The 25,018-nt window shown below is 63.3% G+C and carries 17 protein-coding genes and 1 tRNA gene; 7 read left to right on the top strand and 11 right to left on the bottom strand.

The window, feature by feature from the left end; translation table 11 throughout:
* Entirely contained in the window at positions 1 to 2,400 is a 2,400-nt protein-coding gene (locus tag ACFDR6_RS09090) for a TonB-dependent receptor (protein ID WP_375858090.1), read from the bottom strand.
* A 403-nt stretch (positions 2,401 to 2,803) separates the two neighbouring features.
* The gene (locus ACFDR6_RS09085; protein ID WP_212086833.1) at positions 2,804 to 3,043 is read right to left on the bottom strand and encodes a hypothetical protein; all 240 of its coding nucleotides are present in this window, start codon (positions 3,041 to 3,043) and stop codon (positions 2,804 to 2,806) included.
* A 361-nt stretch (positions 3,044 to 3,404) separates the two neighbouring features.
* Between ACFDR6_RS09085 and ACFDR6_RS09080 the strand changes: the two genes are divergently transcribed.
* The 3 genes from ACFDR6_RS09080 to ACFDR6_RS09070 all read left to right on the top strand — a co-directional run bounded on the left by ACFDR6_RS09080 (position 3,405) and on the right by ACFDR6_RS09070 (position 8,344).
* Positions 3,405 to 4,574 carry an efflux RND transporter periplasmic adaptor subunit gene (locus ACFDR6_RS09080; RefSeq protein WP_212086842.1) on the top strand — a complete coding sequence of 390 codons (1,170 nt, stop codon included), beginning with the start codon at positions 3,405 to 3,407 and terminating at the stop codon, positions 4,572 to 4,574.
* Positions 4,571 to 7,714, top strand: a complete 3,144-nt coding sequence (locus ACFDR6_RS09075; RefSeq protein WP_212086844.1) for a multidrug efflux RND transporter permease subunit — start codon at positions 4,571 to 4,573, stop codon at positions 7,712 to 7,714. The genes ACFDR6_RS09080 and ACFDR6_RS09075 overlap by 4 nt, the downstream gene beginning before the upstream one ends.
* Before the next feature lie 63 nt (positions 7,715 to 7,777).
* The gene (locus tag ACFDR6_RS09070) at positions 7,778 to 8,344 is read left to right on the top strand and encodes an invasion associated locus B family protein (RefSeq protein WP_212086847.1); all 567 of its coding nucleotides are present in this window, start codon (positions 7,778 to 7,780) and stop codon (positions 8,342 to 8,344) included.
* Between the two features lie 10 nt (positions 8,345 to 8,354).
* On the opposite strand, the gene ACFDR6_RS09065 is transcribed toward ACFDR6_RS09070, so the two are convergent.
* Both ACFDR6_RS09065 and ACFDR6_RS09060 read right to left on the bottom strand, forming a co-directional pair.
* Positions 8,355 to 8,717, bottom strand: a complete 363-nt coding sequence (locus tag ACFDR6_RS09065) for a DUF1428 domain-containing protein (protein WP_212086850.1) — start codon at positions 8,715 to 8,717, stop codon at positions 8,355 to 8,357.
* Between the two features lie 153 nt (positions 8,718 to 8,870).
* Positions 8,871 to 8,944: transfer RNA gene (locus ACFDR6_RS09060), tRNA-Gln, on the bottom strand.
* A 299-nt stretch (positions 8,945 to 9,243) separates the two neighbouring features.
* Here ACFDR6_RS09060 and ACFDR6_RS09055 point away from each other — a divergent pair.
* Positions 9,244 to 9,975, top strand: coding sequence for a DUF3750 domain-containing protein (locus ACFDR6_RS09055; protein WP_317239911.1), 732 nt, complete (start codon positions 9,244 to 9,246; stop codon positions 9,973 to 9,975).
* 22 nt (positions 9,976 to 9,997) lie between these two features.
* Here ACFDR6_RS09055 and ACFDR6_RS09050 read toward each other — a convergent pair whose 3' ends face one another.
* Genes ACFDR6_RS09050 through ACFDR6_RS09035 form a run of 4 tightly spaced genes read right to left on the bottom strand, consistent with a single transcriptional unit; the run spans position 9,998 to position 14,558 of the window.
* The gene (locus ACFDR6_RS09050; protein ID WP_375858089.1) at positions 9,998 to 10,900 is read right to left on the bottom strand and encodes a ribonuclease Z; all 903 of its coding nucleotides are present in this window, start codon (positions 10,898 to 10,900) and stop codon (positions 9,998 to 10,000) included.
* A 28-nt stretch (positions 10,901 to 10,928) separates the two neighbouring features.
* Positions 10,929 to 11,912 carry an antibiotic biosynthesis monooxygenase gene (locus ACFDR6_RS09045; protein ID WP_375858088.1) on the bottom strand — a complete coding sequence of 328 codons (984 nt, stop codon included), beginning with the start codon at positions 11,910 to 11,912 and terminating at the stop codon, positions 10,929 to 10,931.
* Between the two features lie 15 nt (positions 11,913 to 11,927).
* Positions 11,928 to 13,325: a guanine deaminase gene (gene guaD, locus ACFDR6_RS09040; RefSeq protein WP_375858087.1), complete on the bottom strand. Its 1,398-nt coding sequence runs from the start codon at positions 13,323 to 13,325 to the stop codon at positions 11,928 to 11,930.
* Positions 13,326 to 13,340: 15 nt separating this feature from the next.
* On the bottom strand, positions 13,341 to 14,558 hold the full coding sequence (locus ACFDR6_RS09035; RefSeq protein ID WP_375858086.1) for a multidrug effflux MFS transporter: 1,218 nt from the start codon (positions 14,556 to 14,558) through the stop codon (positions 13,341 to 13,343).
* Between the two features lie 514 nt (positions 14,559 to 15,072).
* Between ACFDR6_RS09035 and ACFDR6_RS09030 the strand changes: the two genes are divergently transcribed.
* On the top strand, positions 15,073 to 16,557 hold the full coding sequence (locus tag ACFDR6_RS09030) for an amidase (RefSeq protein ID WP_375858085.1): 1,485 nt from the start codon (positions 15,073 to 15,075) through the stop codon (positions 16,555 to 16,557).
* A gap of 97 nt (positions 16,558 to 16,654) precedes the next feature.
* On the opposite strand, the gene ACFDR6_RS09025 is transcribed toward ACFDR6_RS09030, so the two are convergent.
* Both ACFDR6_RS09025 and ACFDR6_RS09020 read right to left on the bottom strand, forming a co-directional pair.
* Entirely contained in the window at positions 16,655 to 18,856 is a 2,202-nt protein-coding gene (locus tag ACFDR6_RS09025) for a pentapeptide repeat-containing protein (RefSeq protein WP_375858084.1), read from the bottom strand.
* Between the two features lie 206 nt (positions 18,857 to 19,062).
* Positions 19,063 to 19,665 (bottom strand): TetR/AcrR family transcriptional regulator, encoded by a 603-nt coding sequence (locus ACFDR6_RS09020; RefSeq protein WP_212086875.1) that lies wholly within the window; start codon positions 19,663 to 19,665, stop codon positions 19,063 to 19,065.
* A 201-nt stretch (positions 19,666 to 19,866) separates the two neighbouring features.
* Between ACFDR6_RS09020 and ACFDR6_RS09015 the strand changes: the two genes are divergently transcribed.
* Together ACFDR6_RS09015 and ACFDR6_RS09010 are read left to right on the top strand one after the other, a co-directional pair.
* Positions 19,867 to 21,111: an efflux RND transporter periplasmic adaptor subunit gene (locus ACFDR6_RS09015; protein ID WP_212086878.1), complete on the top strand. Its 1,245-nt coding sequence runs from the start codon at positions 19,867 to 19,869 to the stop codon at positions 21,109 to 21,111.
* A 162-nt stretch (positions 21,112 to 21,273) separates the two neighbouring features.
* Positions 21,274 to 24,462, top strand: coding sequence for an efflux RND transporter permease subunit (locus tag ACFDR6_RS09010; RefSeq protein ID WP_375858083.1), 3,189 nt, complete (start codon positions 21,274 to 21,276; stop codon positions 24,460 to 24,462).
* 51 nt (positions 24,463 to 24,513) lie between these two features.
* Here ACFDR6_RS09010 and ACFDR6_RS09005 read toward each other — a convergent pair whose 3' ends face one another.
* Positions 24,514 to 25,011 (bottom strand): hypothetical protein, encoded by a 498-nt coding sequence (locus ACFDR6_RS09005; RefSeq protein ID WP_375858082.1) that lies wholly within the window; start codon positions 25,009 to 25,011, stop codon positions 24,514 to 24,516.
* Positions 25,012 to 25,018: the final 7 nt, after the last annotated feature.

Genomic DNA, 25,018 nt, shown 5'->3' with positions numbered 1-25,018 from the left:
TCAGAACTTCGCAGTCGTGACGATGTAGAAGGCTCGGCCCGGCGCGACCGCCACGAACGGAACCGCGCTGCGATAGAACGAGTCGTAATAGAGCTTGTTCGTGAGGTTCTGCGCGTAGAACTTCATGGTCCAGTTCAGGTCGATCCTCTTCTCGACGAACGCATCGAAGCGCCAATAGCTCGGCAGCTCGTTGGTGTTGGCCGCAAACGTGCCGCCGTAAACCTTCGAGCGGTACACCGCCTGCCCGCCGAGCTCCCAGCCGCCGTCGAACTTGTACTTGGTCAGCATGCTGAACGACTGGTGGGCAACATTGGCGAGCTGCAGGCCGAGATTCGAGGCAACGCCGCTCTGCGTGACCTTGGACTGCATCAGCACCAGGCCGCCGAAGATGCTCCAGCGATCGGTGATCTTGCCCTCGGCTTCGATGTCGATGCCCTGGATCCTGTAGGCCGCGCCCGACGTCAGCAAGCCGCTGACGGTCTCGCGCGCGTTGTCCTTGGTGGTCTGGAACAACGCGCCCGTCACCAGCAGGTGGCGATCAGCGAGCTCCCATTTGGTGCCGACCTCGATCGCCTTGTTGCGCTCGGGCCCGAGCAGGAGGGTCGCGTTGGGCGGAACACCGCCGTAGTCGGTGGCGGTCGCGTCCAGCTCCGAGCCGAACGGATTGGCCGAGGTCGCGTAGGCTGCATAGATGCTGCCGATCGACATCGGCTTGTAGACGAGGCCGACGTTGTAGTTCACCAAATCGGCGTTCTGTTTCACATAGTTCGAATTGTTCGACGCGCTCTGGCTATAGCCGTCATAGCGCACGCCGCCGTTGACGATGATGGTGTCCTGCCAGTTCGCGGTGTCCATGACATAGACGCTGCTGGTGTTGACGCCATAGCGCGTCGGATTTCCGAGCAGCGACGGTATGCCGAAAGGAATGTAGGTGTACTGTGGCGAGTAGAGATTGACCCCCGTCACGGCGCCGGTGCTGGTGAAGGCGGAACCGGACAGCTCAGACGCGAGGCCGGCGTAGCGGTCGATCGAGATGTTCTCGTTCGCATATTCTACACCGAATACCGCGGTATGCTTGACCCCGCCGGTATCGAGCTTGAACGTGGCCTCGTTCTGGTTGGCCCACACGTCCACGGTCTGGTAGCGGCTCTGCGCGCTCGCCGTCGTGGTCCAGAGCAGCGGATTGGGGCTGGTGGTGTTCGGATTCTGCGGCAGCGTGCCGATGTAGTTGAGCACCGAGTGCTCGCCGCGCACCTTGCTGGTCAGCGTGATGGCCTCGTTGACCTTGTACTCGATGATGCCGGTGCCGAAATCCTGCCGCGCGGTCTGGAAGTCGCGGTTGAGGAAGCCGTACCAGTTTCCGCGCGGAATGCCGGCCGACGTCACCGGCACATTACCCTGCCTGTAAAAGGGCACGCCGAAATCGGGATAGCCGCTGAGGTCGGTGTGGACGTAGTTCGTCGTGATCTTGATGTCGCTGGTCGGAGTGTATTTGGTCGAGATGAAGGTGCCCCAGCGATCATCGGTGACGTAGTTTCGACCGGCCACGTTGGCATCCTGGAACAGGCCGCCGGCGCGCACCGAGAAGGTCGGGTCGATGACCTGGTTGACGTCGAGCGTGACACGCTTGGTCTGATCGGTGCCGAACTCGGAGTCCATGCGCTTGAAATTGACGTCGCCGGCCTGCTTGGTGACGATGTTGATGGCGCCGCCGGCCGTGCCGCGGCCGGCATAGGACGATGCCGGGCCGCGCAGGATCTCGATCTGCTCGGTGAAGAAGTTCTCGCGGATGGAAACGGCGGGATCGCGGATGCCGTCGATGAAAACGTCGTTGCGCGCGTCGAAGCCGCGGATGAAGAAGCGGTCACCGAACGCGTTGCCGCCTTCGCCTGAGCCCAGCGTCACGCCCGCGGTCGAACGCCCGATTTCCTTCAGCGTCGTCGCGTTCTTGTCCTCGAGCACTTCCTTGCTGAGCACCGTGATGGACTTGGGCGTGTTCAGCATCTTCTCGGGAAACTTGCCCGAGGCCTGGACGTGGTCGACCTTGTAGGGCGCGGCCGGATCGGCATAGGGATTGCTGTCGGGAGCGCCAGACGGCGCAGTCGGCGCGGCCTGCTGGGCCGCCTGCTCGCGTTGCGCGGCGCGGCGAAGCGCGTTGCGGGCACGGACCTGCTCCGGCGAAGGCTTCGAGGCCGTCGGACGCGGGCGCGCGACAGGAGCGTCAACCGTCACCGGCGGCAGGTTCGACTGCTGCGCCTCTGCGCCGCTCGAGACCGTCGCGACTGCTATCAGGCTTGCAACGGCGGAAACTGTCTTGCCCGCAGCAGCATCGAAATTGTTGTCGACAGACTTTTTCAACACGGTCGAACGCAATGACCGCGGTGATCTAACATTCCCCATTTCACGCCCCACTAATTCAACGACGATTGGTCGCATTGCGACAACTCGACGCAATGGTGCTATCGGGCGTGTTAACGAGGGTCAACGCGATCAGGCCAACATTCCGACTGAATCCGTTCATTTCAAAACGATTCTAAACTCGACGGGGCTCGCAGTTTCGAACGGCTCTAAAGTTGAAGCGTTCTAATCTGCATTTCGATTGCTGCTGTCCCCAAATGCCTTCATCAGGGCGCCGGTTGATGCGCGTGATCGAGACGGAGATGCTTGCAACAATGCGGTCCTATCGATCGGGCAAAATCAGGTCAATGCAACATGTCCGTCCGCACATTTGAATTTGTCCAGATCGGAGCGCGCACGGATTTCGCAAAGTTGGAAGGACCCCGCGAGTCCTGCCGGCACTCGTTCAATCACTGTGCGGCGGCTTCATCAGCGAGAACAATTCATCGACGGTCTTCTGCGCGACGGCACGCACGCGATCGGTGCTGTCCATGCCGGCGATATTGACGCCGTTTACGACGGCCTTGATCTCGTCCCGGAAGTCGGTGAGGAAGCGCAAGGGATCGCGCTGCTCGTTGGCCACACGCGCGATCAATCCCGTGATCAGGATCTGACACGCGATCAGCTTGCCATTCAATTCGTCCATGCTGCGCTCCCTTTGTGGCGGCGCCGATATGAACGATGCCGAAATTCCTGACAACCGAAACGGCTTCCGCGCGATTTAGAACCACTCTCGTTGCCAGCCCCAGGAGCGGCGCAGGCGCGGCGCGCTCCATCTGCGGGTGCCGCACAAGACCGGCCCGCCGATCGGTCCGGTCGGGAGATCCAGCACTGCACACCGCCGCGCCAGAGCACTGCCCAGACGGTGCAAAGCTTTCCAATTGTTTAGGATTCTCAACTGTTAGTGCTGTTTACACTGGAACTTGGCGTGTATTATACAAACCGCTGGAACCCTGCGATTGCCCGATAATTCGTAGCTGAGGGCATACGAGCCGACACGAGACGACATGAAAAAGTCCCGGCCGATCCTCTGGCTTCTGATCATCGCGGCAGTGGCCTCCGCGGGTTACTATGGCTGGCAGAAATTCGGGTCCGAGGCCGGAAAAACCCAGACCGCCCAGAAAGGTCCACCCCGCCAGCCCGCCGTCCCCGTGAGCGTCGCGCCGGTTCAGAAGCTCGACTTCCCGGTCTACCTCACCGGTCTCGGCACGGTTCAGGGCTTCAACACCGTGCAGGTCCGCAGCCGAGTGGATGGTCAGATCACCAGGCTCGAGTTCAAAGAGGGCCAGATCGTCCAGCAGGGCGATCTTCTGGTCTCGATCGATCCCCGCCCCTATCAGGCCGCGCTGGACCAGGCCAAGGCCAAGAAGGCACAGGACGAGGCGAACCTCGCCAACGCCAATCTCGAACTCCAGCGCGCCATGAAGCTTGGCGAATTCTCCACCGCACAGCGGGTCGATACCCAGCGCTCCACCGTCGCCCAGCTCACCGCCCAGATCGCCGGCGACGAAGCCGCGATCGCCAACGCCCAGACCCAGCTCGACTACACGCAGATCAAGGCGCCGATCACGGGCGTCGCAGGGCTCCGCCAGGTCGACATCGGCAACATCGTCAACGCCTCGACGCAGACGGGCATCGTCACGATCTCGCAGGTCGAGCCGATCACCGTGATCTTCACGGCGCCGGAAGACCAGCTCCCCTATATCAGCGAAGGCCAGCGGGCCGGCGCGCTCAAGGTGATCGCCTTCACCACCGACGGCAAGAAGACGCTGGCCGAAGGCAAGCTCGCGGTCATCAACAACCAGGTCGACACCAGCAGCGGGACCATTCGGCTCAAGGCTTTGTTCGACAACAAGGACCACGCGCTGTGGCCGGGCCAGTCGGTTTCGACGCGGCTTCTGGTGCGGACCCTGAAGGATGCCACGGTGGTCCCCGACGATGCGGTCCAGCATTCCACCAACGGCCTGTACGCCTATACGGTCAATCAGGACAACAAGGCCGAGATGCACAAGATCAAGGTCAGCTACGCCATCGATGGACGTTCGGTCGTCGATGAGGGCCTGATCCCCGGACAGCAGGTCATCGTCGGCGGTCAGTTCAAGGTGCAGCCCGGAAGCGTCGTCTCGACAGCGGTGGCGAGCTCGGATCCGGCCCAGAAAAAGGTTCGACAGGAATGATTGGGGGCGGGATTTCGGCACCTTTCATCCGTTATCCCATCGGCACCTCGCTGCTGATGGCCGGCATCCTTTTCGTCGGCCTCGTCGCCTATCCCCTGCTGCCGGTCGCACCGCTGCCGCAGGTGGACTTCCCGACCATCCAGATCACCGCGAACCTGCCCGGCGGCAGCCCGGAGACGATGGCCTCGTCGGTGGCGCAGCCGCTCGAACGGCAGTTCGCCCAGATCCCCGGCATCGCCCAGATGACCTCGACGAGCTATCTGGGCACGGCGTCGATCACCATCCAGTTCGACCTCAATCGCAGCATCGACGGCGCCGCCAACGACGTCCAGGGCGCCATCAACGCCGCCAGCGGCCAGTTGCCGAAGAACCTGCCCTCGCCGCCGACCTATCGCAAGGTCAACCCGGCGGACGCCCCGATCCTGCTGCTGTCGGCAACCTCCGAGACGCTGCCTCTGACCAGCGTCAGCGACGCCGTCGACGCGCAGCTCGCCCAGCAGATCAGCCAGCTTTCGGGCGTCGCGCAGGTCTTCATCGGCGGACAGCAGAAACCGTCGATCCGCATTCAGGTCGATCCGGGCAAGCTCGTGGCAAAGGGCCTGTCGATGGAGGACGTCCGCAGCCAGATCGCGATCACGACGGTCGACAGCCCCAAGGGCAATATCGACGGCGAGAAGCGCGCCTACACGATCTACGCCAACGACCAGCTTACCCACGCGAAGGACTGGAACGACGTCATCATCGCGTACCGCAACGGCGGTCCGTTGCGCATTCGCGACATCGGCCAGGCGGTCAGCGCCGCCGAAGACGCCAAGCAGGCGGCGTGGGCCAACGGCAAGCGCGGCGTGTTCCTGGTGATCTTCAAGCAGCCCGGCGCCAACGTCATCGAGACCGTCGACCGCATCAAGGCCACCCTGCCCCGGCTGGTGGCTGCCATTCCGCCCGCCATCAAGATCGAGCTGATCAGCGACCGCACCGCGACGATCCGCGCCGCGGTCGAAGACGTCCAGTTCACGCTGCTCTTGACCATTGCGCTCGTGGTCATGGTGATTTTCATCTTCCTGCGCAGCTTCTGGGCCACCGTCATTCCCACGGTGACAGTGCCATTGGCGCTACTGGGCGCGTGCGCCCTGATGTGGCCGGTCGGATATTCGCTGGACAATCTGTCGCTGATGGCACTCACCATTGCGGTCGGTTTCGTGGTCGACGACGCCATCGTGATGCTCGAGAACATCACCCGCTACATTGAGGAAGGCGACTCGCCGATGGAGGCCGCCTTCAAGGGCTCCAAGGAAATCGGCTTCACCATCGTCTCGATCAGCATCTCGCTGGTCGCGGTGCTGATCCCACTCTTGCTGATGGGCGGCATCATCGGGCGCCTGTTCCGCGAATTCGCCGTCGTGCTGGCGATGACGATCTTCGTGTCGATGTTCGTGTCGCTGACCCTGACGCCGATGATGGCCTCGCGCTTCCTGCGCGCCCATGGCGAGGTGCAGCACGGCCGGTTCTACCAATGGAGCGAGCGCGCTTTCGACGGATTGCTGCGCGGTTATGAATATGCTCTGGATCACGCCCTCGCCTGGCGGCGCACCACGCTTGCGATCTTCTTCGCGACGCTCGGATTGTCGATCTATCTGTTCGTCCTGATCCCGAAGGGCTTCTTCCCGCAGCAGGACGTCGGCCTGATCACGGCTACGTCCGAAGCCTCGCAGGACATTTCGTTCAAGGAGATGACCCGGCGCCAGGAACAGCTCGGCAAGATCATCCTCGCCGATCCCGACGTCGCCAGCGTTGCCATGTCTATCGGCGGCAGCGGCCGCGCCGGCAACAACGGCAATCTGTTCATCACGCTGAAGCCTCGCGATCAGCGAGAGGCCTCGGCGCAGCAGATCATCGCGCGACTGCGTCCCCAGTTCGACAAGGTCGAAGGCGCCCGCCTTTATATGCAGGCGGCGCAGGACGTGCGGCTCGGTGGCCGGCCGACGCGCACCCAGTTCGAATTCACGCTGCAGGACGCCAATCTGGACGAGCTCAACGAATGGGCGCCCAAGATCCTCGCCAAGATGCAGACGCTGCCGCAGTTGCGCGACGTTGCGACCGACCAGCAGACGCAGGGCACCACGGTCCAGCTCAAGATCAACCGCGATACCGCCTCGCGCTACGGCATCCAGCCTCAGCTGATCGACGACACGCTGTATGATTCCTTCGGACAGCGGCAGGTCACGCAGTATTTTACCCAGCTCAACACCTACAAGGTGATCCTGGAGATCCTGCCGGAGATGCAGGGCAACCTCGATACGCTCAACAAGCTCTATCTCAAATCGCCGCTGACCGGCGAGCAGGTGCCGCTATCGACGTTCGCGACCTGGACTACCGATCCGGTCCGCCCGCTCTCGATCAGCCACCAGGGCCAGTTTCCGTCGATCACGATCAGCTTCAACCTCGCGCAAGGCGTCGCGCTCGGACAGGCCACCGAGGCCGTGCAGCGGGCGATGGCCGAACTCGGGACGCCGCCGACACTCAATTCCAGCTTCCAGGGTACCGCGCAGGCGTTCCAGCAGTCGCTCGGCACCGTTCCGCTGCTGATCCTCGCCGCGCTCGTCGTGGTCTATCTGATCCTGGGCATCCTCTACGAGAGCTACATCCATCCAATCACGATTCTGTCGACCCTGCCCTCGGCCGGGGTCGGCGCGCTCGCGATCCTGATGGCCGCCGGATTCGACTTCAGCCTGATTGCGTTGATCGGAATCATTCTCCTGATCGGCATCGTGAAGAAGAACGGCATCATGATGGTCGACTTCGCGATCGCCGCCGAACGCGACGAGCACAAGACGCCGGAGGAATCGATCCGCCAGGCCGCGCTGCTGCGCTTCCGCCCCATCATGATGACGACGATGGCCGCGCTGCTCGGCGGCGTGCCCTTGATGCTCGGTCACGGCACCGGCGCCGAGATCCGCCAGCCGCTCGGCTACGCCATGGTCGGCGGCCTGATCGTCAGCCAGGCACTGACGCTGTTCACCACGCCCGTCGTCTATCTCTATCTCGACAAGCTCAACAACTGGTTTTCCACCTGGGGCCGTTCGGGTGACGACGAAGGCCACGAGGCGCCCGCACACACCGTCAAGGAAGCCGCCGAGTAAGCTTGCGCAGCGTCTTGCGCGACGCTACAGCGAGACCCCGGTTCACGCTAACGCGGTTTCGCCATGCTCATGCAATCCAGACTTGTCGCCCTCGCCGCTGCTGTCCTGTTGTCCACGAGCTCCGCCTATGCGCAGCAGGGTGCGAAGAAGAACGCCCCCGCCCCGGCGGCACAGCCTGCGCCGGCCCCGACTCAGCCCCAGGCCGACGGCGCGCCGGCGCAGCAATCCGGCTGGATCGTGCGTTGCACCAGCCCGAGCCGCGAGGCGCCGCTCGAATGCGCGATGGAGCAGAACGCGGTGCTGACCAAGACCGGGCAGACCGTCGTCCTGATCAACATCCGCATTGCGCCGGACACGCGCACGCCGATTGCGCTGCTTCAGTTGCCGCTCGGTCTCAACCTTCCGGTCGGCGCCAAGCTTCAGGTCGACGAGGGCAAGACGGTCGACCTCCAGATCCAGACCTGCGAGAACCGAGGTTGCTATGCCTCGACCCCGGTCGCGGCCGACCTGCTCGCGTCCTTGCGGTCGGGCAAGCAGTTGAAGGTCTCCTTCCAGAACATGGCCAAGGAGACCATCGCGATCCCGATGCCGCTCGGCGATTTCGCCGGCGCCTACGACAAGATCAAGTAACGGCCAGCCGTCAGGTCACGATGTCGCTCGCCCGCAGCAGCGTCGTGAAGCCGCCATAGATCATGCGCTTGCCGTCGAACGGCATGCCCTCCATCTTCAGCCGCGGGTCTGCCATCACCTTCTTGTTGATGGCATCGCGGGCCTCACGGTCGCGGTAGACGATCCAGGCGAACACAACGACCTCGTCCTCCTTCGCGATCACCGCGCGAGGGAACGAGGTGAGCTCGCCATAGGGAACGTCGTCGGCGATGCATTCGACATAATCGAGCGCACCGTGCTCCATCCAGATCGCGCAGGCCGTAGAGGCCATCGCCTTATAGGCTTCGATGTTGTCCTTGGGCACGGCGAGCACGAAACCATCGACATAGGGCATCACGGATCTCCTTGGTTGCATGGTCCAAGGACGATGGAGCGCACGGCGATCCGACAAGGACAAGCGGATCTTAGATGAGGCAAACCGTCGCGAGCCGGACCTCGTCCTGCCGAGCAGCTTAGCGAGAGAGCAAGACGAAAAAGTGCCCGGAACTGGCTGGGGAACCTGGATTCGAACCAAGACAAACAGAGTCAGAGTCTGTTGTGCTACCGTTACACCATTCCCCAACGGAATAGTCGAACAAATTCAATAACTTCCTGATTTGTTCGACTGTCGCCGGAAGCGCGGTGGCGCAAATCACGGCTCAGGCGTGGCAGGGTTCTACCCGCTCGTCCCCGGGCTGGCAAGCGCTCCCGTGGATTGCCCCTCTCCTCAACAGCGGAAGGGAGAAGAAGAGAGGCGACGCCGTCTGCGACGGCGAAAACGCCGCCGGCCTTCGCGCGCTGGCGAGCATCATTGTGGAAGAGATTTCGAGACTTATATCGTCAACGCGCCCTGCCGAACCTGATCTCCCTTGAGAAAATCCGTGCTCATATTTTTGCTGCTGGTCGTCGTGCCGATCGGGATTTCGGCCGCTCGATATTTCTGGGTCGGGGATGGCCGCGGCAACTGGCAGACCGCAGATCGTTCCAGCGCCGGCCTGCTGCCTCCCGCCGCCTCGCATCCGGACGCCCTGATCCGAGTCTACGCCGCACGAACGGTCCGGTGGCGAAGCATATTCGCGGTCCACACCTGGATCGTCGTCAAGGAGAAGGACGCGGCAAGCTACAGTCGTTATGACTACACGGCTTGGGGGGAACCGATCCGGAGCAATGGTTTCGTCCCCGACGGCCGCTGGTTCGGGGCCATGCCGGAAACAGTCGTCGCCATCGACGGCGCCAAGGCGGAATCGCTGATTCCCAAGATCCGATACGTCGTCGAGAACTACAGATTTCGGACCTATGGCGATTACAGCGCTTGGCCGGGTCCGAATTCGAACACCTTCGTTCAAGCCGCTTTGGACGCCGTGCCCGAGCTTCGGGCGGTTCTGCCGCCGACTGCCGTCGGCAAGGACTATCCCTATTCCGGACGATGGATCGGCTTGACCGCCTCCCGCACCGGCTTCTACGCCTCGCTCTCCGGCTACCTCGGCCTCACGCTCGGCTGGGTCGAAGGTCTCGAGATCAACTTCTTCGGCGCCGTGCTCGGGTTCGACCTTCGACGCCCCGCGGTGAAGCTGCCCGGCATCGGCCGTCTTGGTGTTGCTGCCGGCCTGTGAGGCCCGCCGAAACGATGCCTCGCTAGACGACGGTGCGATCGAAGTCGGCTGCGATCCGGGTATTCGGAAAGATCGCCACGGCCTCCGCAAGGACCTCGCCGTCCTCATAGCGGCCCGACTGATGCGTGAGCACGAGCTGTTCGACACGGCTCGCGGCCGCCAAGGCAGCCGCATCGCGCGCAGTCAGATGTCCATAGTCGCGCGCGGTCGAAGAGTCGCGATCGAGGAAGGTCGCCTCGATCACCAGCATGTCGGCGTCAGCGACGTATTGCGACAGGCCATCGGTGGTTTCGGCGTCGCCGATCACGACGAGCCTCTTGCCGCCGCTCGGCGGGCCCAGGACGTCTTCCGGATCGATCGTTCGATCGGCGATCACGACCGGCCGTCCTGCAGCCAGCTCGCCGCGCACGGGACCATCCGGGACGCCAAGGGCTGCAAGGCGATCGGGCCGAAGGTGGCGACGTGCGGGGCTTTGGAGCACGAAGCCAAAGCTGTCGGTGTCGCGGTGGCGGACCGGAAAGCAGGCGATGGTGAAGTCACCGGCGTCGATGACCTGTCCCTCGGTCAGGGCAGCGAACTCGACCGCGATCGGCGCCCTGCCCGCGCCCCAAAGGCCCGCGAGCATCCGGATGACGATGTCGAGCGTGCCCTGCCCGCCATGAATCGTCATCACGCCGGCGCTCTGCCGCAAGCCCAGAGTTGAAAACAGCCCGGGGATGCCGAGCACGTGGTCGAGATGAGCGTGCGTCAGCAGGATGCGATCGAGACGCCGAAAACCGGCGCCACTGCGCAGCAGCTGGCGCTGCGTGCCCTCGCCGCAATCGACCAGGATGCGCTGGCCCGCGGCTTCCACCAGGAGCGCCGGATGGTTGCGCTCCGCCGAGGGAACGCTGGCCGAGGTCCCGAGAAATGTCAGGGCGAACATGTCGTCACGTGTCCAGCGGTGGACGGTCTCACCGCCCCCAATGCCACGTGAGCAGCAGCGCGTACAGGCCCATCGAGGCGGCATAGAGCGCGGCAAGGAGTGCATAGCCGGCGATCTGGCGACCGATCGTCGCCTTCGGCGTGACCCACCAGCCGAGCGCCTTGAAGGCCGCAGGCACCAGCCACCAGCCGAGCAGCTGGGTGCTGACGAGATTGCCGATGAAGAGCGACAGCCAGACCGGCACGCCGTTTCTGTCGATCAGCGGCCCGCTGATGAAAGTGCCCCAGAGATAGACCACGGGATAGAGCACCAGCAGCACGATGAGGTTGCTCTTCCAGATCAGGCCTAGGCTCTGCTCCGGAGCCTGCGCCTGGCCGGCGGGAAACCAGAAATTGAAGCCGTAGCTGGCCCGCTTCACGTTCATGCCGGCGTTGAAGCGCTCGCCTTCTTTCAGCAGCGTCTGCCGCAACGGCGAGTCGAGCCATGCGTTGAGGTTCGCATCGCTGTCGAACGTCAGGATGACGATCCATTCGTCGTGCAGACCTGGAATCGGCCGCTCGATCTTGTGGCGCAGGAAGCCCTTGAACTCGGCCTCCGCGGCCTGGATGCGCTGCTGCCATTTGAGGAACGCGTCTTCGAGTCCATCCGGCACATTGAAGGAGATCACGGCGGAGACCGCATTGTCACGCTGGACGCCGCTGTCGGGCAGGATATGGACGTCCTCCGGACCGACAAAGAAGCGCTGCACCTCGCCGATCAGCCGCGTCCGCTCCTCGCTTTGAAGCCAGGCGCGCGCTGCGGCCGGGCTTGCGAAACGCAGGACCGTCACCCAATCAACCTGGGCCGGCGGCCGCGGCGGCACCACTTCCTGGCCCAGGAATCCGGGCCACGCCTTGAGCACCTCGCCCACTTCGCCGTTCCAGCGCGCGAACGCGGCAAAGCCGTCATCGGCGATGCGGCGCTGGATGACGAGGGCGACCGGCTGGCCGGACGTATCAGGAGATGCGCTCATCAGCGGCCGTCCGCTTCAGTTCTTCTTGTAGAGACGCTTGCCCATCACCCAGGTCTCGTCGACGCAGCGATCGTCGCCGACCATCATGACGGCGAACAGCATGCTCGCGGCCTCGTCCATCGTGCGCGGGCCGGCGCCGTCGGCGATCAGCGACTGGTGCCACGCTTGCGCGATCTGCCCGCCATTCGGATCGAGCGCGACGAAATCGGCTTCCTTGCCAGGCTCGAAATTGCCGAGCTTGTCGTCGATATAGAGGCCTTCGGCTCCGCCGAGCGTGATCGACCAGAAGCCGCGATAGGGCGAGAGCTTGTTGCGCTCGGCTTCGGCCAGATCTTTGCGGGTCGGATCGATGCTGCCGTCGAGCAGCGTGTTGTTGCACATGCCGACCTTGTAGGCGTCGTCGAGCACGGAGATCATCGAAAAGCGGTTGCCGCCGCCGACGTCGGTGCCGAACGACATCTTCACGCGGTGCTCCGGATCGGTGGCGCGGCCGAGGCGGAACAGGCCGCTGCCGAGGAACAGGTTCGAGCACGGGCAGAACACCACCGCCGCGCCCTTCTTCGACATGCGGCGGAATTCGTTGTTCGAGAGATAGACGCCGTGGCCACCGGAGAATTTCGGGCCGACCAGGTCGAACTTCTCGTAGACGCCGAGATAATCCTGGCAGTCCGGGTGCTCGACCAGCACGCCGCTGCACTCGGCCGGGTTCTCGGAGATGTGGGTGTTGACCCAGCAATCCGGATGCTCGTGCTTGAGGCGCTGGCAAGCTTTCAGCAGCTCCGGCGAGGCGCCGAAGGCGAAGCGCGGCGTGATGGCGTAGAGGTTGCGGCCCTTGTTGTGATACTGCGCGATCAGCCGCTTGCTGTCGCGGTAGAAATTCTCGGGCGTATCGATGAAATCGGCCGGCGCATTGCGATCGATGCCGGTGAGGCCCGCGATGACGCGCATGTTGCGGCGGGCCGCTTCCTCGAACAATTCCTCGGTGGAAACAGGGGATGAGCTCGTGAAGGCCTGGCAGGTGGTGGTGCCGGACGCTAGCAGCGCGTCGAGGAAACGCTTCACGCCCTCGCGCGCGTAATCGCGATCTCGGTATTTGAGCTCTTCCGGATAGACCCACTTCTGCAGCCACGGCAGCAGCTGCTCGCCATAGGCCCCGAGCACGCGAGTCTGCGGCAGATGGATGTGACCGTCGATGAAACCGGGGACGATGATGCGGTCCTTGATGTGGGTGATCTCGACGCCGGGATGCGCGGCGGCGACCTTGTCATACGGACCGAACGCCTTGATCACGCCGTCCATGACGACCATGAGGCCGTCCTGGTGAAAGCGCGCGGCGGCCTGCTCGTTGCCGATGTGTTTCCAGGGGTCGTCGACGAAATCGAAGAACGTGCCGCGGATACCGACGGTGGTCATAAGCTGGTTCCTTCCCTAGGTCTGTGTGGTCTGGCGCGCTGACGGCAACGAGATCGCGAGCAGCGTGCCTGCAATTGTGCAGAGGCCGAGATAGAGCCATCCGATCGGCGCCTGCGTCGCCTCGGGCAAAACCGCCGTGATCGCCATGGCGCCGCTGACGGCGAGATAGCAGAGCGCGCTGATGAGACCGCCGATCAGGCCGTGGTCGCGTTCGAACAGGCCGAGCGCCATGCCGTACATCATCGGACACAGCACGCCGCAGCCGGCGAGCACCAGCGCGCCGCCGATCGTGATCGACGCAAAGTCGAGGCCGAGGATCATGCCTGTCGCGGTCAGGACCACCGAGCCGGCAAGAAACAGCGCAAAAGCGCCGAAGCCCAGCACCCGCGCCGGCATGAAGCGCGCGAAATGTGCGCAGCCGAGCTCGCCGGCGAGATTGACGCCGCCGAGGCCGAGCGCGACGAGGCCGTAGATCGCGGCCGAGTAACCAAGGCCAGTCTGGTAGAAGAAGGGCGCAACGACGCCGAACGCGAGCTGCGCGCTGGCCGCCGCGGCAAACACCAGGACGAAAGCCAGGAAACCCGGACGCAGCAACGCATCGTGCAGGATGCCGGCCGTGCGGCGCGGATCGAACGGTGCCCGCCGATCAGCGGGCAGCGTCTCGGGCAGAAGCCATGCGACGATGACGGCAACGATCGCCGCGGCGGCAGCGATGATGACGAAGACGCCGCGCCATGACGTCAGCTCGACGATGAAGCCGCCGGCCGCAGGCGCAAGCACTGGCGCGAGCCCCCAGGCCGCACCAAGCAGGCCGGAGATCGCCGTGAGCTCGCGACCGCGAAAGCAGTCGGCCGCAACCGCATAGGCGACGACGAGGCAGGTGCAGCCGCCGACGCCTTGCAGGAAGCGCAAACCAAGCAGCAGCGAGGCGCTGGTGGCGAGCGCACACGCGATGCTCATCGCGACGAGCACCGACAGGCCCGCGAGCAGGACGTTGCGGCGGCCGAGCGTGTCGGAGGCGATGCCGACCGGCACCAGCGCCAAACTCATGCCGAGCATGTAGGCAGTGACGGTGTTCTGCATCGAGGCCGCATCAGTGGCGAGATCCACGACCATCTGCGGCAGGCCGGGCGTGTAGGCATCGAGCGGAATCTGGCTGAACGGCACGACGCACAACAGGATCGGCACGATCCCGCCTCTGGCGCGACCGGCGTCGGAAGCTAGTGCAGTCATGGCTTACGCCCCTCGGTTCCCGCGGGGCCCGTCTTTTCGTGCGCGCGATAAGAAGCGACGATGCAGGTTGCGGACATTGTCGCGCGCAACGTGCCAGAACTGTGTGTAGGAATTCTTAGGAGCGCCCGTATCGATACCGTCTCCGACGGTTGATGTCCGGCTCGGGGGCCTCCAAACAAAAAACGCGAAAACAACCCCATGCAAAGTACAAATCATTGAAGAATTTCGCGCCGCACCGCGCGAGGCCCCGCCAGCACCGACGTTTGACACGTCGGGCAACACAGGCGCAGAATTGCACGATGGCCGCTTGTCAGTTTGCAGTCGCGCCGATCCGTTAACGGGTCGGAAGGCATAGCTGCTTCGAAGCCCGGCTTCCGCATCGGTGCCGCCGGCAAGCAGATCTGGTGCCCATTGCGCTGCCTCCTCATCCCGCTTTCAAAGTTGCATGTTCGGTGCCCGGATCGGTTTGCATCCGGAAGTCTCGGCACGGCGATGGGATACAACGGAGTTCGTGATGAGCGCAGATGGCGCTGAGTGGGATTACAGATCGATCAGCACACTTCTGGACGCCCTGCGCGCGCGCAAGATGTCTGCGTCGGAGCTGCTCGAACACACGATCGCGCGGATCGAGGCGCTGGACGGGCAGATCAACGCCATCATCGTTCGCGATTTCGATCGGGCCAGAGACGCGGCCGGTGCCGCCGATGCCGCGCTCGCGCGCGGCGAGCGGTTGCCATTGCTCGGCATTCCCGTGACGCTCAAGGAACCGTTCAACGTCGCGGGCCTGCCGACGACCTGGGGCTTTCCGCATTTCAGGGATTTCCGACCGGCGGAAGATGCCCTCGTCGTCTCGCGGTTGAAGGCAGCGGGCGCCGTCATCATCGGCAAGACCAACATCCCGATCGGGCTCAGGGATTTCCAGAGCTACAACGAGATCTACGGGACGACCAACAATCCTTGGGACCTCAGCCGCTCGCCCGGCGGCTCGTCAGGCGGATGCGGAGCCGCCCTCGCGGCGGGGTTCAGTCCGCTCTCGATCGGCTCCGATATCGGCGGCTCGATCCGGGTGCCCTCGCATTTCTGCGGTGTGTTCGGACACAAGCCGAGCCTCGGCCTGGTCCCGCTGCGCGGATACAGCCTGCCGCCGGCACCGCCCGTCCCTGGCCAGGGCGATCTCGCTGTCGTCGGGCCGATGGCGCGCACGGCTTCGGATCTTGCGCTGGCGCTCGACGTGATCGCCGGCCCGGACGAGACGCGCGACGGCATCGGCTATCGCCTTGCGCTGCCCACCCCGCGGCATGACGATCTCAAGAATTTCAGGATTCTCGTGATCGATACTCACCCGCTGATGCCGACGGGTGACGCCGTGCGTTCGGCGATCGGGCGACTGGCAGACCGGCTCGACAGATCGGGCGCACGGGTCTCGCGCGCGAGCCCATCGCTGCCCGATCTCGCTGAATCCGCCCGGCTTTACATGAAGCTGTTGAACGGAGCGCGGAGTCCCCGCCTCACGCCGGCAGCCCTCGCGGAGGCGCAAGGGCTTGCCGCAACACTCGCGCCTGACGACCGCAGCCTGCAGGCCCAGCGCGCCCGCGGCTGGGGCATGCTTCATCGCGAGTGGCTGGCGACTGATGCGGCCCGTCTGCAGCTGCAGCAGAAATGGCATCAGTTTTTCCGCGAGTTCGACGCGGTGATCTATCCGGCCGCAGCGGTGCCGGCCTTTCCGCAGGACCAGTCCGAACCGTTCGATGCGCGGCAACTCGACATCGACGGCAAGCTCTACAATTACTCGGATGCCTGCTTCATCTGGGCCGATCCCGCCTCGACCTGCGGACTTCCGGCAACCGCCGTCCCGATCGAGCGCACGCCTTCGGACCTGCCGATCGGCGTCCAGATCATCGGCCCCCATCTCGAGGACCGCACGACGATCGCGCTGGCCGGGCTGATCGAGCGCGAATTCGGCGGCTTTGTGCCACCGCCGGGGCTGGGTGCAAAGTAGTCCTGGAGATATGGAGGTCGACGGCGTCGCTACATCTAGCCAGCCGACCGCATCTCAGTCGCTTGCGCGGTCGCGTTCGCCAGCGGATAGGCGCGGATTAATCGGTTGCGTAAGATTCAAGCCAACGGCGCTCTGGCTGAGACAGACCGCTTGTTCCCCGACAATCGCGCTCTGTGACTATATTCTGCGCCATCTGCTGCCTGAGTTCGACATCAAAACGTTTCGCTAGAAGGGCCCGGATAAGGTAGGAGCCCCGCGTTTCGCAAGCCGCAGACGCCAGCAATTTCGCACGCACGCCAATACTCTCGGCTCTCGAGGGGGAAGTCGAGGTCAACCGCTGCCACACATCCGAACTTTCCGCATTGTGCCCAGGAACGGCCGGTGCCGCGGGATTGAGCACCTCAATTCTGTCGATAACTCGTTTGCGTCTTTCCGTATCGGGTATGCCCTCTACGATTGTTTGCTTTACCAACTCGAACCTTTTTTTCGACCAAACGCAGCCATTCGAAGTATAGCTCTTTCCGGTTACCGGCACTTTCTCTTTGCAGTCCTCGCCTAGCTTTGACTCGTATTCGGGTTTCGCATTCGGCGCCAGCACGAGCGTTGCGTCCGAACGCCTCGGCAGCACCGTCGCGCGCCAAGTGTACGGAGCGAACATCGCAGTGCCGGAAAGGTCAGTTTGGACAAACCGGGCTCCATGAAGCTGGGTCAAGTATAATTTTGCGCCATCAAGAACTGTTATGATTAGCGACGCCGCATACAACTCCGCATGCGATAGATCCGCTCCCATCAGATTTGCCTTATCAAGGATAGCTCCATGCAATTCCGCATTCATCAACGACGATCCTTGCAGCCTTGCGGCCGTCATAGACGCACCATGCAATAGAGCTCCGTGAAGATCGGCACCTTGAAGCTCTGCGCCATCCAGGACTGCGTCCTGAAGCCTAGCATTTCTCAGCGAAGCATTTTGAAGCTGCGTGCAGTCCTCCCCATCAAATCTGTCTTTCACGTCAGGTAGACTACTGGAATAGAAAAACCCACCTATCGCCAGCAGATTTCCCTTACCGCATCCAAACCGCGCTCCGCGAAGATCAGCTCCATCAAGCAGAACTTCCTGCATGCGTGCTCCGGTAAAATCCGCCTTCGGAATCTGCGCTGCGAAGAGCACGGCCCGCTGGAGATTGCGCCCTCTGAGCGACAAGCTTTCGCCAGACGCGAGATCCAGCTGGGGCAAGACAAGCCGGTTGGACCAGAGGCTTACAGGCCTTCGGGTAACAGCATCGACCTCTCCAGCAATCAGCAAATCATGAAGAGACCGGCGGTCCATCAGGTTCAACCTTCGTTGGATCGGATTCCATATGCTCGCAAAGTAACTCGTCGGTGCGTCTAGCTCTTCCTCGATGAGGCCGATGTCCGGCGGTGGCGGCAAGTCAGAAGGGGTGGATGTACTCGCCGCCAACCAAGGCACATGCGTGGGTATCAGACGGAACGACGGCGTATTTTCATTCAGCCATTCGCCCGGGAACGTTGCGATGCCGACGCTAAAGGTCAGGATCAAGAGAGTGCCGGCGATCGACGCCACAACGCGCCTGCTTCGCAGCGTCAGCGCTCCCACTCTCGAAATCTCGCCTCGTGCGATCGAAGGCCAAAGGGCCCAGACAAAAATGAGCTCAATGACCAGCGCTCCCCGATGCCAAAGAGTGATGGTCTCGCTGTGATAGGCCAGAAATTGAAGCTGAAAGAGAACAAGCAGAGCGATTGGGAGATAAACCAAGCTGATCTCGGCGATGGAGCGTAACAGAAAGCCAACGAGACCAGCGCGCACCTGTGGCGGGCCCGCCAAATATTGAACGAAGATATTGCTAGGCAGCTGACGCCGTAAACTCGATCGTGTCCGAGGATCACCGATCTGCCGCGTCAGCTGCTCGTGAAATGCACCGGTCTTGTCAGCCAGAAGCGTAAAGTGAAGCAGGACATATGCGTGGACGATCAAGAAGAGGCCTGGTCCAACCACAAAAAAGGCGACCAGCGGAAGTTCGACATTAAGAAAGGGAAGCTTGACTGCTTTTTCAAGGAAAAGGTCACGATGGGTAACGCTGCCGACTGCAATCGCAAGATAGAACAATACGAAAAGATAGCTCAACCAAAGTCCAACGCTTACGCCTGCGGCGTCAACCACAGCGCCTCGCAGCGCATCAAGATCGTTCGCCTTGCCAGCAAAAGCAGAAACCTTGGAATGATGCACACGGGGAAGAAATCCTCGTTGAATCTTTCCTCCGTTCATCGGTGGCTTCTTCATGAACCAGGCACCGAAATAAAATGCGAATGACGCCGCACGGCCATCCAAAAACCTGACATTATCTCAGTTCGCTGATGCAATCTATGGGCGTCTTACCTCGATGACTAGCGGATATAAAGAATCGCTCGCCGGAAGCCCGACTGCAGTTCTTCCTTCGGGACGTCCGCCTCAGGATGAGATTCCGTTTTGCAGTAAGGGATGAGCGACTAACCGCCGGCCGACTGCGCCTCGACCGCCTGCACGGCCACACTCGCTACCTGTCGCAGCGCTTCGCGATCCGCACCCGATGAGGCCATGACACCCATGCCGACCGACACCGCCAGGACATAGCGCGCGAGCGCGGCGGGATCGGAGCTCGGCTTGAGATCACCCTCGGCCTTGGCGCGGATGAAGCGGTCGCGGAGCTGGTCTTCGTTCTCGGCGCGGCGGGCGGCGAGCTCGAACGGCACGTTCTCGGAGCCGGTGCCGCAGGCGATGCCGCCCTGCACGAGCAGGCAGCCGGGCGGATTGGCGGGATCGGTCTGCTTGTCGGCAATACCCATCAGCATCCGCTCGGCGACGTCGCGGGCGGTGGCGGCGGCGACCACCTCGTCCATCCAGGAACCGCGCAGCTTGCTGTAGCGGTCGAGCGCGGCTTTGAGCAGGCCTTCCTTGTTGCCGAAACAGGCATAGAGGCTCGGGGGATTGATGCCCATGGCCTCGGTCAACTGAGCGATGGTGGCGCCTTCATAGCCATGGCGCCAAAACACTTCCATCGCCTGGTCCAACGCAATATCGGCATCGAATTCGCGGGGGCGTCCCATGCCCATGTGCCTGTCTCCTCGGAATCGGCGCCCAATATCGGCCTAACGCCTGATCCTATCTATTTGTTCTGGCTTTTCTTTTTCTTGTGTCTTCCCATTGTCGCGGTATCGGCGTACAATTTTCTTTAGTGAATGATACATAAGTATCTTGCACTGCGAGATCCAGCTCCACATCTGTAGTGAACACTACATATCTGGAGCGCGCAAATGCACCCCGCCCGAAATACCTCCCGTACCGGCCGCTTTCGCCGCCTCCTCGGCGGCGTAGCCGTCGTGGGCACCCTTGCCGTCGCTGGTACGATCGCGACCGGCCGCTACTTCCACGCGGCGCAGGCGACCGCACCGGCCGCCGCGGCCGAACAAGCCGTTTCCGTCACCGTCGCGATGATCGAACCGCGGCAGACCGCGCTGTGGGACGATTTCTCCGGTCGGCTCGAGGCCATCAACCGCGTCGAGCTCCGCCCTCGCGTCGCCGGCGCGATCCTTGCGACCAAGTTCACTGAAGGCGCGCTGGTGAAGGCCGGCGACGTCCTGTTCAAGATCGATCCGGCGCCTTATGCGGCGGAGGTCGACAAGGCCAACGCCCAGCTCGAGGCGGCGAAGGCACGCGTGGTGTTCACCACCAGCGAGGTCGAACGCGGCGCGCAGCTCGTCGGCAACGCCGTCGTGACACGCCGCGATTTCGATCAGCGCGAGAACGCCAACCGGGAAGCGATCGCCAACGTGAAGGCGGCCGAGGCAACGCTGCAGACCGCAAAGCTCAACCTCGACTACACCGAGGTGCGCGCGCCCGTGGATGGCCGCGTCGGCAAGATCGAGGTCACCGTCGGCAATCTCGTCGCCGCCGGCACCGCCTCCCCGGTGCTGACCTCGCTGGTCTCGGTCAATCCGATCTATGCGTCGTTCGATGCGGACGAGGAGATCGTGCTGCGTGCGCTGAACTCGATCGCGGATGCCACGGGCCAGCGTGGCAAGCTCGACCAGATCCCGGTGGAGATGACGACCTCCGGCGGCCTCTCGGCGAAAGGCCATATCCAGCTCATCGACAACCAGGTCAACGGCCAGAGCGGCACGATCCGTGTCCGCGCTGTCTTCCGCAACGAGGACGGGCGTCTCATCCCCGGCCAGTTCGCCCGCGTCCGCATGGGCCAGCCGAAGCAGCAGACGCTCGTGATGATCGACGAGCGCGCGATCGGCACCGACCAGGACAAGAAGTTCGTGATGGCGGTCGGCGACGACAGCCGCGCGGTCTACCGGCCGGTCACGCTCGGCGGCGCCGTGGACGGATTGCGCATCGTGACTGACGGCTTGAAGCCGGGCGATCGCATCGTCGTCAACGGCCTGCAGCGTGTGCGTCCGGGCGCCCTGCTCAAGACCGAGGTCGCCGCAATGGGTGCGCGTGGGCCACAGCAGGCTTCCAACCACAGCAACCAGGACGTCGTGCAACGCTAGCGCACCTCGTCATCCCGGGGCGCGCATCGCGCGAACCCGGGATCTCGAGCGTACGAAACTCCGATCACATCATCTCTGGATTCCGGGTTCGCGCTTCGCGCGCCCCGGAATGACGGCGGAGCCGACCGGGGACGACCAAGAAATTTGCCCAGGGGCAAGGCCATGAATCTCTCGAAATTCTTCATTGATCGTCCGATCTTTGCCGGCGTGCTGTCGGTCCTGATCTTCCTTGCCGGCCTGATCTCGCTGTTCGCGATGCCGATCTCGGAATATCCGGACGTGGTGCCGCCCTCCGTCGTGGTGCGCGCGACCTATCCCGGCGCCAATCCCAAGGTGATCGCCGAGACAGTGGCGACGCCGATCGAGGAGCAGATCAACGGCGTCGAGAACATGCTCTACATGTCGAGCCAGGCGACCACTGACGGCGCCATGACGCTGACCGTGACGTTCCGGCTCGGCACCGACCCCGACAAGGCGACCCAGCTGGTGCAGAACCGCGTGCAGCAGGCCGAGCCGCGCCTGCCCGCCGTGGTGCGCCAGCTCGGCATCATCACCAAGAAGTCGTCGCCCGATCTCACCATGGTCGTTCACCTGCTCTCGCCGAACGGCCGTTACGACATGACTTACTTGCGCAACTACGCCGTGCTCAACGTCAAGGACCGGCTCGCGCGGATCGACGGCGTCGGCGACGTCCAGCTTTATGGTGCCGGCGACTATTCGATGCGGATCTGGGTCGATCCGCAGAAGGCCGCCGAGCACGGCCTCACCGCGAGCGACATCGTGCGGGCGATCCAGGCGCAGAACGTCGAGGCCGCCGCCGGTGTGGTCGGCTCCTCCCCGAACGTCGCGGGCATCGACCTGCAACTCTCCGTCAACGCGGAAGGCCGCCTCGCGAACGAGGAGCAGTTCGGCGACATCGTGGTCAAGACCGGCGGGCGCGGTGAAGTGGTGCGCCTGCGCGACGTCGCGCGCGTCGAACTCGGTGCCTCCGAATACGGCCTGCGCTCGCTGCTGGACAACAAGCAGGCGGTGGCGATCCCGATCTTCCAGGCGCCGGGCTCCAACGCGCTCCAGATCTCCGACAATGTCCGCGCCACCATGGCGGAGATCAAGAAGAACATGCCCGAGGGCGTGTCCTACCAGATCGTCTATGACCCGACCCAGTTCGTGCGCTCCTCGATCGAGGCAGTGATCCATACGCTGCTGGAAGCGATTGCGCTGGTCGTGCTGGTGGTGATCCTGTTCCTGCAGACCTGGCGGGCCTCGATCATCCCGCTGCTGGCCGTGCCGGTGTCGATCGTCGGCACGTTCGCGGTGATGCACGTGTTCGGCTTCTCCATCAACGCGCTCAGCCTGTTCGGCCTCGTGCTCGCGATCGGCATCGTCGTCGACGACGCCATCGTCGTGGTGGAGAATGTCGAGCGCAACATCGAGTCCGGCCTGTCGCCGCGCGATGCCACCTATCAGGCGATGCGCGAGGTCTCGGGACCCATCATCGCGATCGCTCTGGTGCTGGTCGCGGTGTTCGTGCCGCTCGCCTTCATCTCCGGCCTCACGGGGCAATTCTACAAGCAGTTCGCGCTGACGATCGCGATCTCGACCGTGATCTCGGCCGTCAACTCGCTGACGCTGTCGCCGGCACTGTCGGCACTCCTGCTCAAGGGCCACAACGAGCCGAAGGACAGGCTGACGCTGATCATGGAAAAGAGCCTCGGCTGGTTCTTCCGCGGCTTCAACAAGGCATTCACGCGTTCCTCGGAAAATTACAGCGGCAGCGTCAGCAAGGTGATCTCGGGCAAGGCCGCGGTGATGGGCCTCTATGTGGTTCTCGTCGGCATCACGGCCCTCTTGTTCCAACAGGTGCCGGGCGGCTTCGTGCCGGGCCAGGACAAGCAATATCTGGTCGGCTTCGCCCGCCTGCCAGACGGCGCCGCGCTCGACCGCAGCGAAGAGGTGATCCGCAAGATGAGCGACATCGCGCTGACCCAGCCCGGTGTCGAGAGCTCGGTCGCCTTCCCCGGCCTGTCGATCTCCGGCTTCACCAACTCCTCCAACGCCGGCATCGTGTTCTCGACGCTCAAGCCGTTCGACGAACGGAAGGATCCCTCGCTCAGTGGTCCCGCCATCGCCGCCGAGCTGAACAAGAAATATGCCGGCATCCAGGAAGCCTTCATCGCCATGTTCCCGCCGCCCCCGGTCAACGGCCTCGGCACTATCGGCGGCTTCAAGTTGCAGATCGAGGATCGTGCCGGTCTCGGCTATGAGGCGCTGAACCAAGCCACCAACGCGTTCATGGCGGCGATGCAGAAGGCGCCGGAGATCGCCGGCGTGTTCTCGAGCTTCCAGGTCAACGTGCCCCAGCTGTTCGCCGACATCGACCGCACCAAGGCGCTCCAGCTGGGCGTGCCCGTGACGGAAGTGTTCAACACGCTCCAGATCTATCTTGGCTCCTACTACGTCAACGACTTCAACAAGTTCGGCCGCACCTATTCCGTCCGCGTCCAGGCCGACGCACCGTTCCGCGCGCGGGCCGACGACATCCGGCAGTTGAAGGTCCGCTCGTCCTCCGGCGACATGGTGCCGTTGTCGGCGCTGCTCACAATCCGCCAGAGCGCGGGGCCGGAGCGTGCGATCCGCTACAACGGGTTCCTGTCGTCCGACATCAACGCGGCGGCGGCGCCCGGTTTTTCATCGGGCCAGGCGCAGGAGGCTGCGACGCGGATTGCGGCGGAGGTGCTGCCGCCGGGGTTTGCCTTCGAATGGACCGACCTCACCTATCAGGAGTTCATCGCCGGCAATTCCGGCATCTGGGTATTCCCCCTTGCGATCCTCCTGGTGTTCCTGGTGCTGGCCGCGCTCTATGAGAGCCTGACCCTGCCGCTCTCGATCATCATGATCGTGCCGATGGGCCTCCTGGCCGCGATGTTCGGCGTCTGGATCTCGAAGGGAGACAACAACGTCTTCACCCAGATCGGGCTTATCGTCCTCGTGGGACTTTCGGCCAAGAACGCGATCCTGATCGTCGAATTCGCGCGCGAGCTCGAATTCGCAGGCCGCACGCCGATCCGGGCCGCGATCGAAGCGAGCCGCTTGAGGCTGCGCCCGATCCTGATGACGTCGATGGCGTTCATCATGGGCGTGCTGCCGCTGGTGCTCTCGACCGGCGCGGGCGCGGAGATGCGGCGCGCCATGGGCGTTGCGGTGTTCTCCGGCATGATCGGCGTCACCGTGTTCGGCCTGTTCCTGACGCCGGTGTTCTACGTGCTGCTGCGGACCGTGACCGGCATGAAGCCGCTGACGCATCACGGCAGCGACGTCAGCGCGGCGCCGGTCGCAGGGCCTGCCGAGTGAACCAGCGTCCCGCCGGGACACGCCCCGGCGGGACCAACGAGATCGGATCGGCTATTTCCGGTTCTCCTCGCAGAACTTCAGCGCCGCCAGCGCTTCGCCGGCGCGCGGCGTCTGCATCTCGATACTGTCGTCGTCATCGTCCTCGAAATCGATGGTGAGGCGCTTGGCCTTCGACGGGCGATCCATCATCGACTGGTCGTATTCGAAGATGCCGCGCACGGTGGTCTTGTCCATGACCTCCCACTTCGCCTTCTTCATGATGTCGGCATCGTCAGTGCCGACATCGGCCCGAAGAATCTCGCCGACCTTCTCCCATTCCCAGCCCTCGTAGATCATCACGATCACGATCGCCTTCTCGGAATAGGTGATCACGATGACGTAGTCGCGGTTCTCGTCATCCTTGTCCTTGTAGCCATGGCTCGCATTGCAGTGCGTATCCTGCGTACGCTTCTCGATGGTCCAGTCGCCGACGTTGGATTGTTGTGCAAGCGCCGGCCCGGCGCTCAAGGCCCCAGCGAGCAGGCCAGCTGCGAAAAGAAATCGTTTCATTCCCGGC

It is taken from the genome of Bradyrhizobium tunisiense, assembly GCF_042263385.1.
In the GTDB taxonomy this organism is placed as follows: Bacteria; Pseudomonadota; Alphaproteobacteria; order Rhizobiales; family Xanthobacteraceae; genus Bradyrhizobium; species Bradyrhizobium tunisiense.
The sequence above is the reverse complement of the archived record's forward strand: the minus strand, read 5'-3'. Positions and strand labels throughout refer to the sequence as shown.

What these genes read in the sequence shown, in the direction of transcription:
- ACFDR6_RS09010 (WP_375858083.1), top strand. Translation starts at nt 21,274, where the DNA reads ATGAATCTCTCGAAATTCTTCATTGATCGTCCGATCTTTGCCGGCGTG.
- ACFDR6_RS09090 (WP_375858090.1), bottom strand. Translation starts at nt 2,400, where the DNA reads ATGGGGAATGTTAGATCACCGCGGTCATTGCGTTCGACCGTGTTGAAA.
- ACFDR6_RS09065 (WP_212086850.1), bottom strand. Translation starts at nt 8,717, where the DNA reads ATGCCCTATGTCGATGGTTTCGTGCTCGCCGTGCCCAAGGACAACATC.
- ACFDR6_RS09075 (WP_212086844.1), top strand. Translation starts at nt 4,571, where the DNA reads ATGATTGGGGGCGGGATTTCGGCACCTTTCATCCGTTATCCCATCGGC.
- ACFDR6_RS09020 (WP_212086875.1), bottom strand. Translation starts at nt 19,665, where the DNA reads ATGGGCATGGGACGCCCCCGCGAATTCGATGCCGATATTGCGTTGGAC.
- guaD (WP_375858087.1), bottom strand. Translation starts at nt 13,325, where the DNA reads ATGACCACCGTCGGTATCCGCGGCACGTTCTTCGATTTCGTCGACGAC.
- ACFDR6_RS09035 (WP_375858086.1), bottom strand. Translation starts at nt 14,558, where the DNA reads ATGACTGCACTAGCTTCCGACGCCGGTCGCGCCAGAGGCGGGATCGTG.
- ACFDR6_RS09050 (WP_375858089.1), bottom strand. Translation starts at nt 10,900, where the DNA reads ATGTTCGCCCTGACATTTCTCGGGACCTCGGCCAGCGTTCCCTCGGCG.
- ACFDR6_RS09015 (WP_212086878.1), top strand. Translation starts at nt 19,867, where the DNA reads ATGCACCCCGCCCGAAATACCTCCCGTACCGGCCGCTTTCGCCGCCTC.
- ACFDR6_RS09085 (WP_212086833.1), bottom strand. Translation starts at nt 3,043, where the DNA reads ATGGACGAATTGAATGGCAAGCTGATCGCGTGTCAGATCCTGATCACG.
- ACFDR6_RS09070 (WP_212086847.1), top strand. Translation starts at nt 7,778, where the DNA reads ATGCTCATGCAATCCAGACTTGTCGCCCTCGCCGCTGCTGTCCTGTTG.
- ACFDR6_RS09045 (WP_375858088.1), bottom strand. Translation starts at nt 11,912, where the DNA reads ATGAGCGCATCTCCTGATACGTCCGGCCAGCCGGTCGCCCTCGTCATC.
- ACFDR6_RS09030 (WP_375858085.1), top strand. Translation starts at nt 15,073, where the DNA reads ATGAGCGCAGATGGCGCTGAGTGGGATTACAGATCGATCAGCACACTT.
- ACFDR6_RS09080 (WP_212086842.1), top strand. Translation starts at nt 3,405, where the DNA reads ATGAAAAAGTCCCGGCCGATCCTCTGGCTTCTGATCATCGCGGCAGTG.
- ACFDR6_RS09025 (WP_375858084.1), bottom strand. Translation starts at nt 18,856, where the DNA reads ATGAAGAAGCCACCGATGAACGGAGGAAAGATTCAACGAGGATTTCTT.
- ACFDR6_RS09005 (WP_375858082.1), bottom strand. Translation starts at nt 25,011, where the DNA reads ATGAAACGATTTCTTTTCGCAGCTGGCCTGCTCGCTGGGGCCTTGAGC.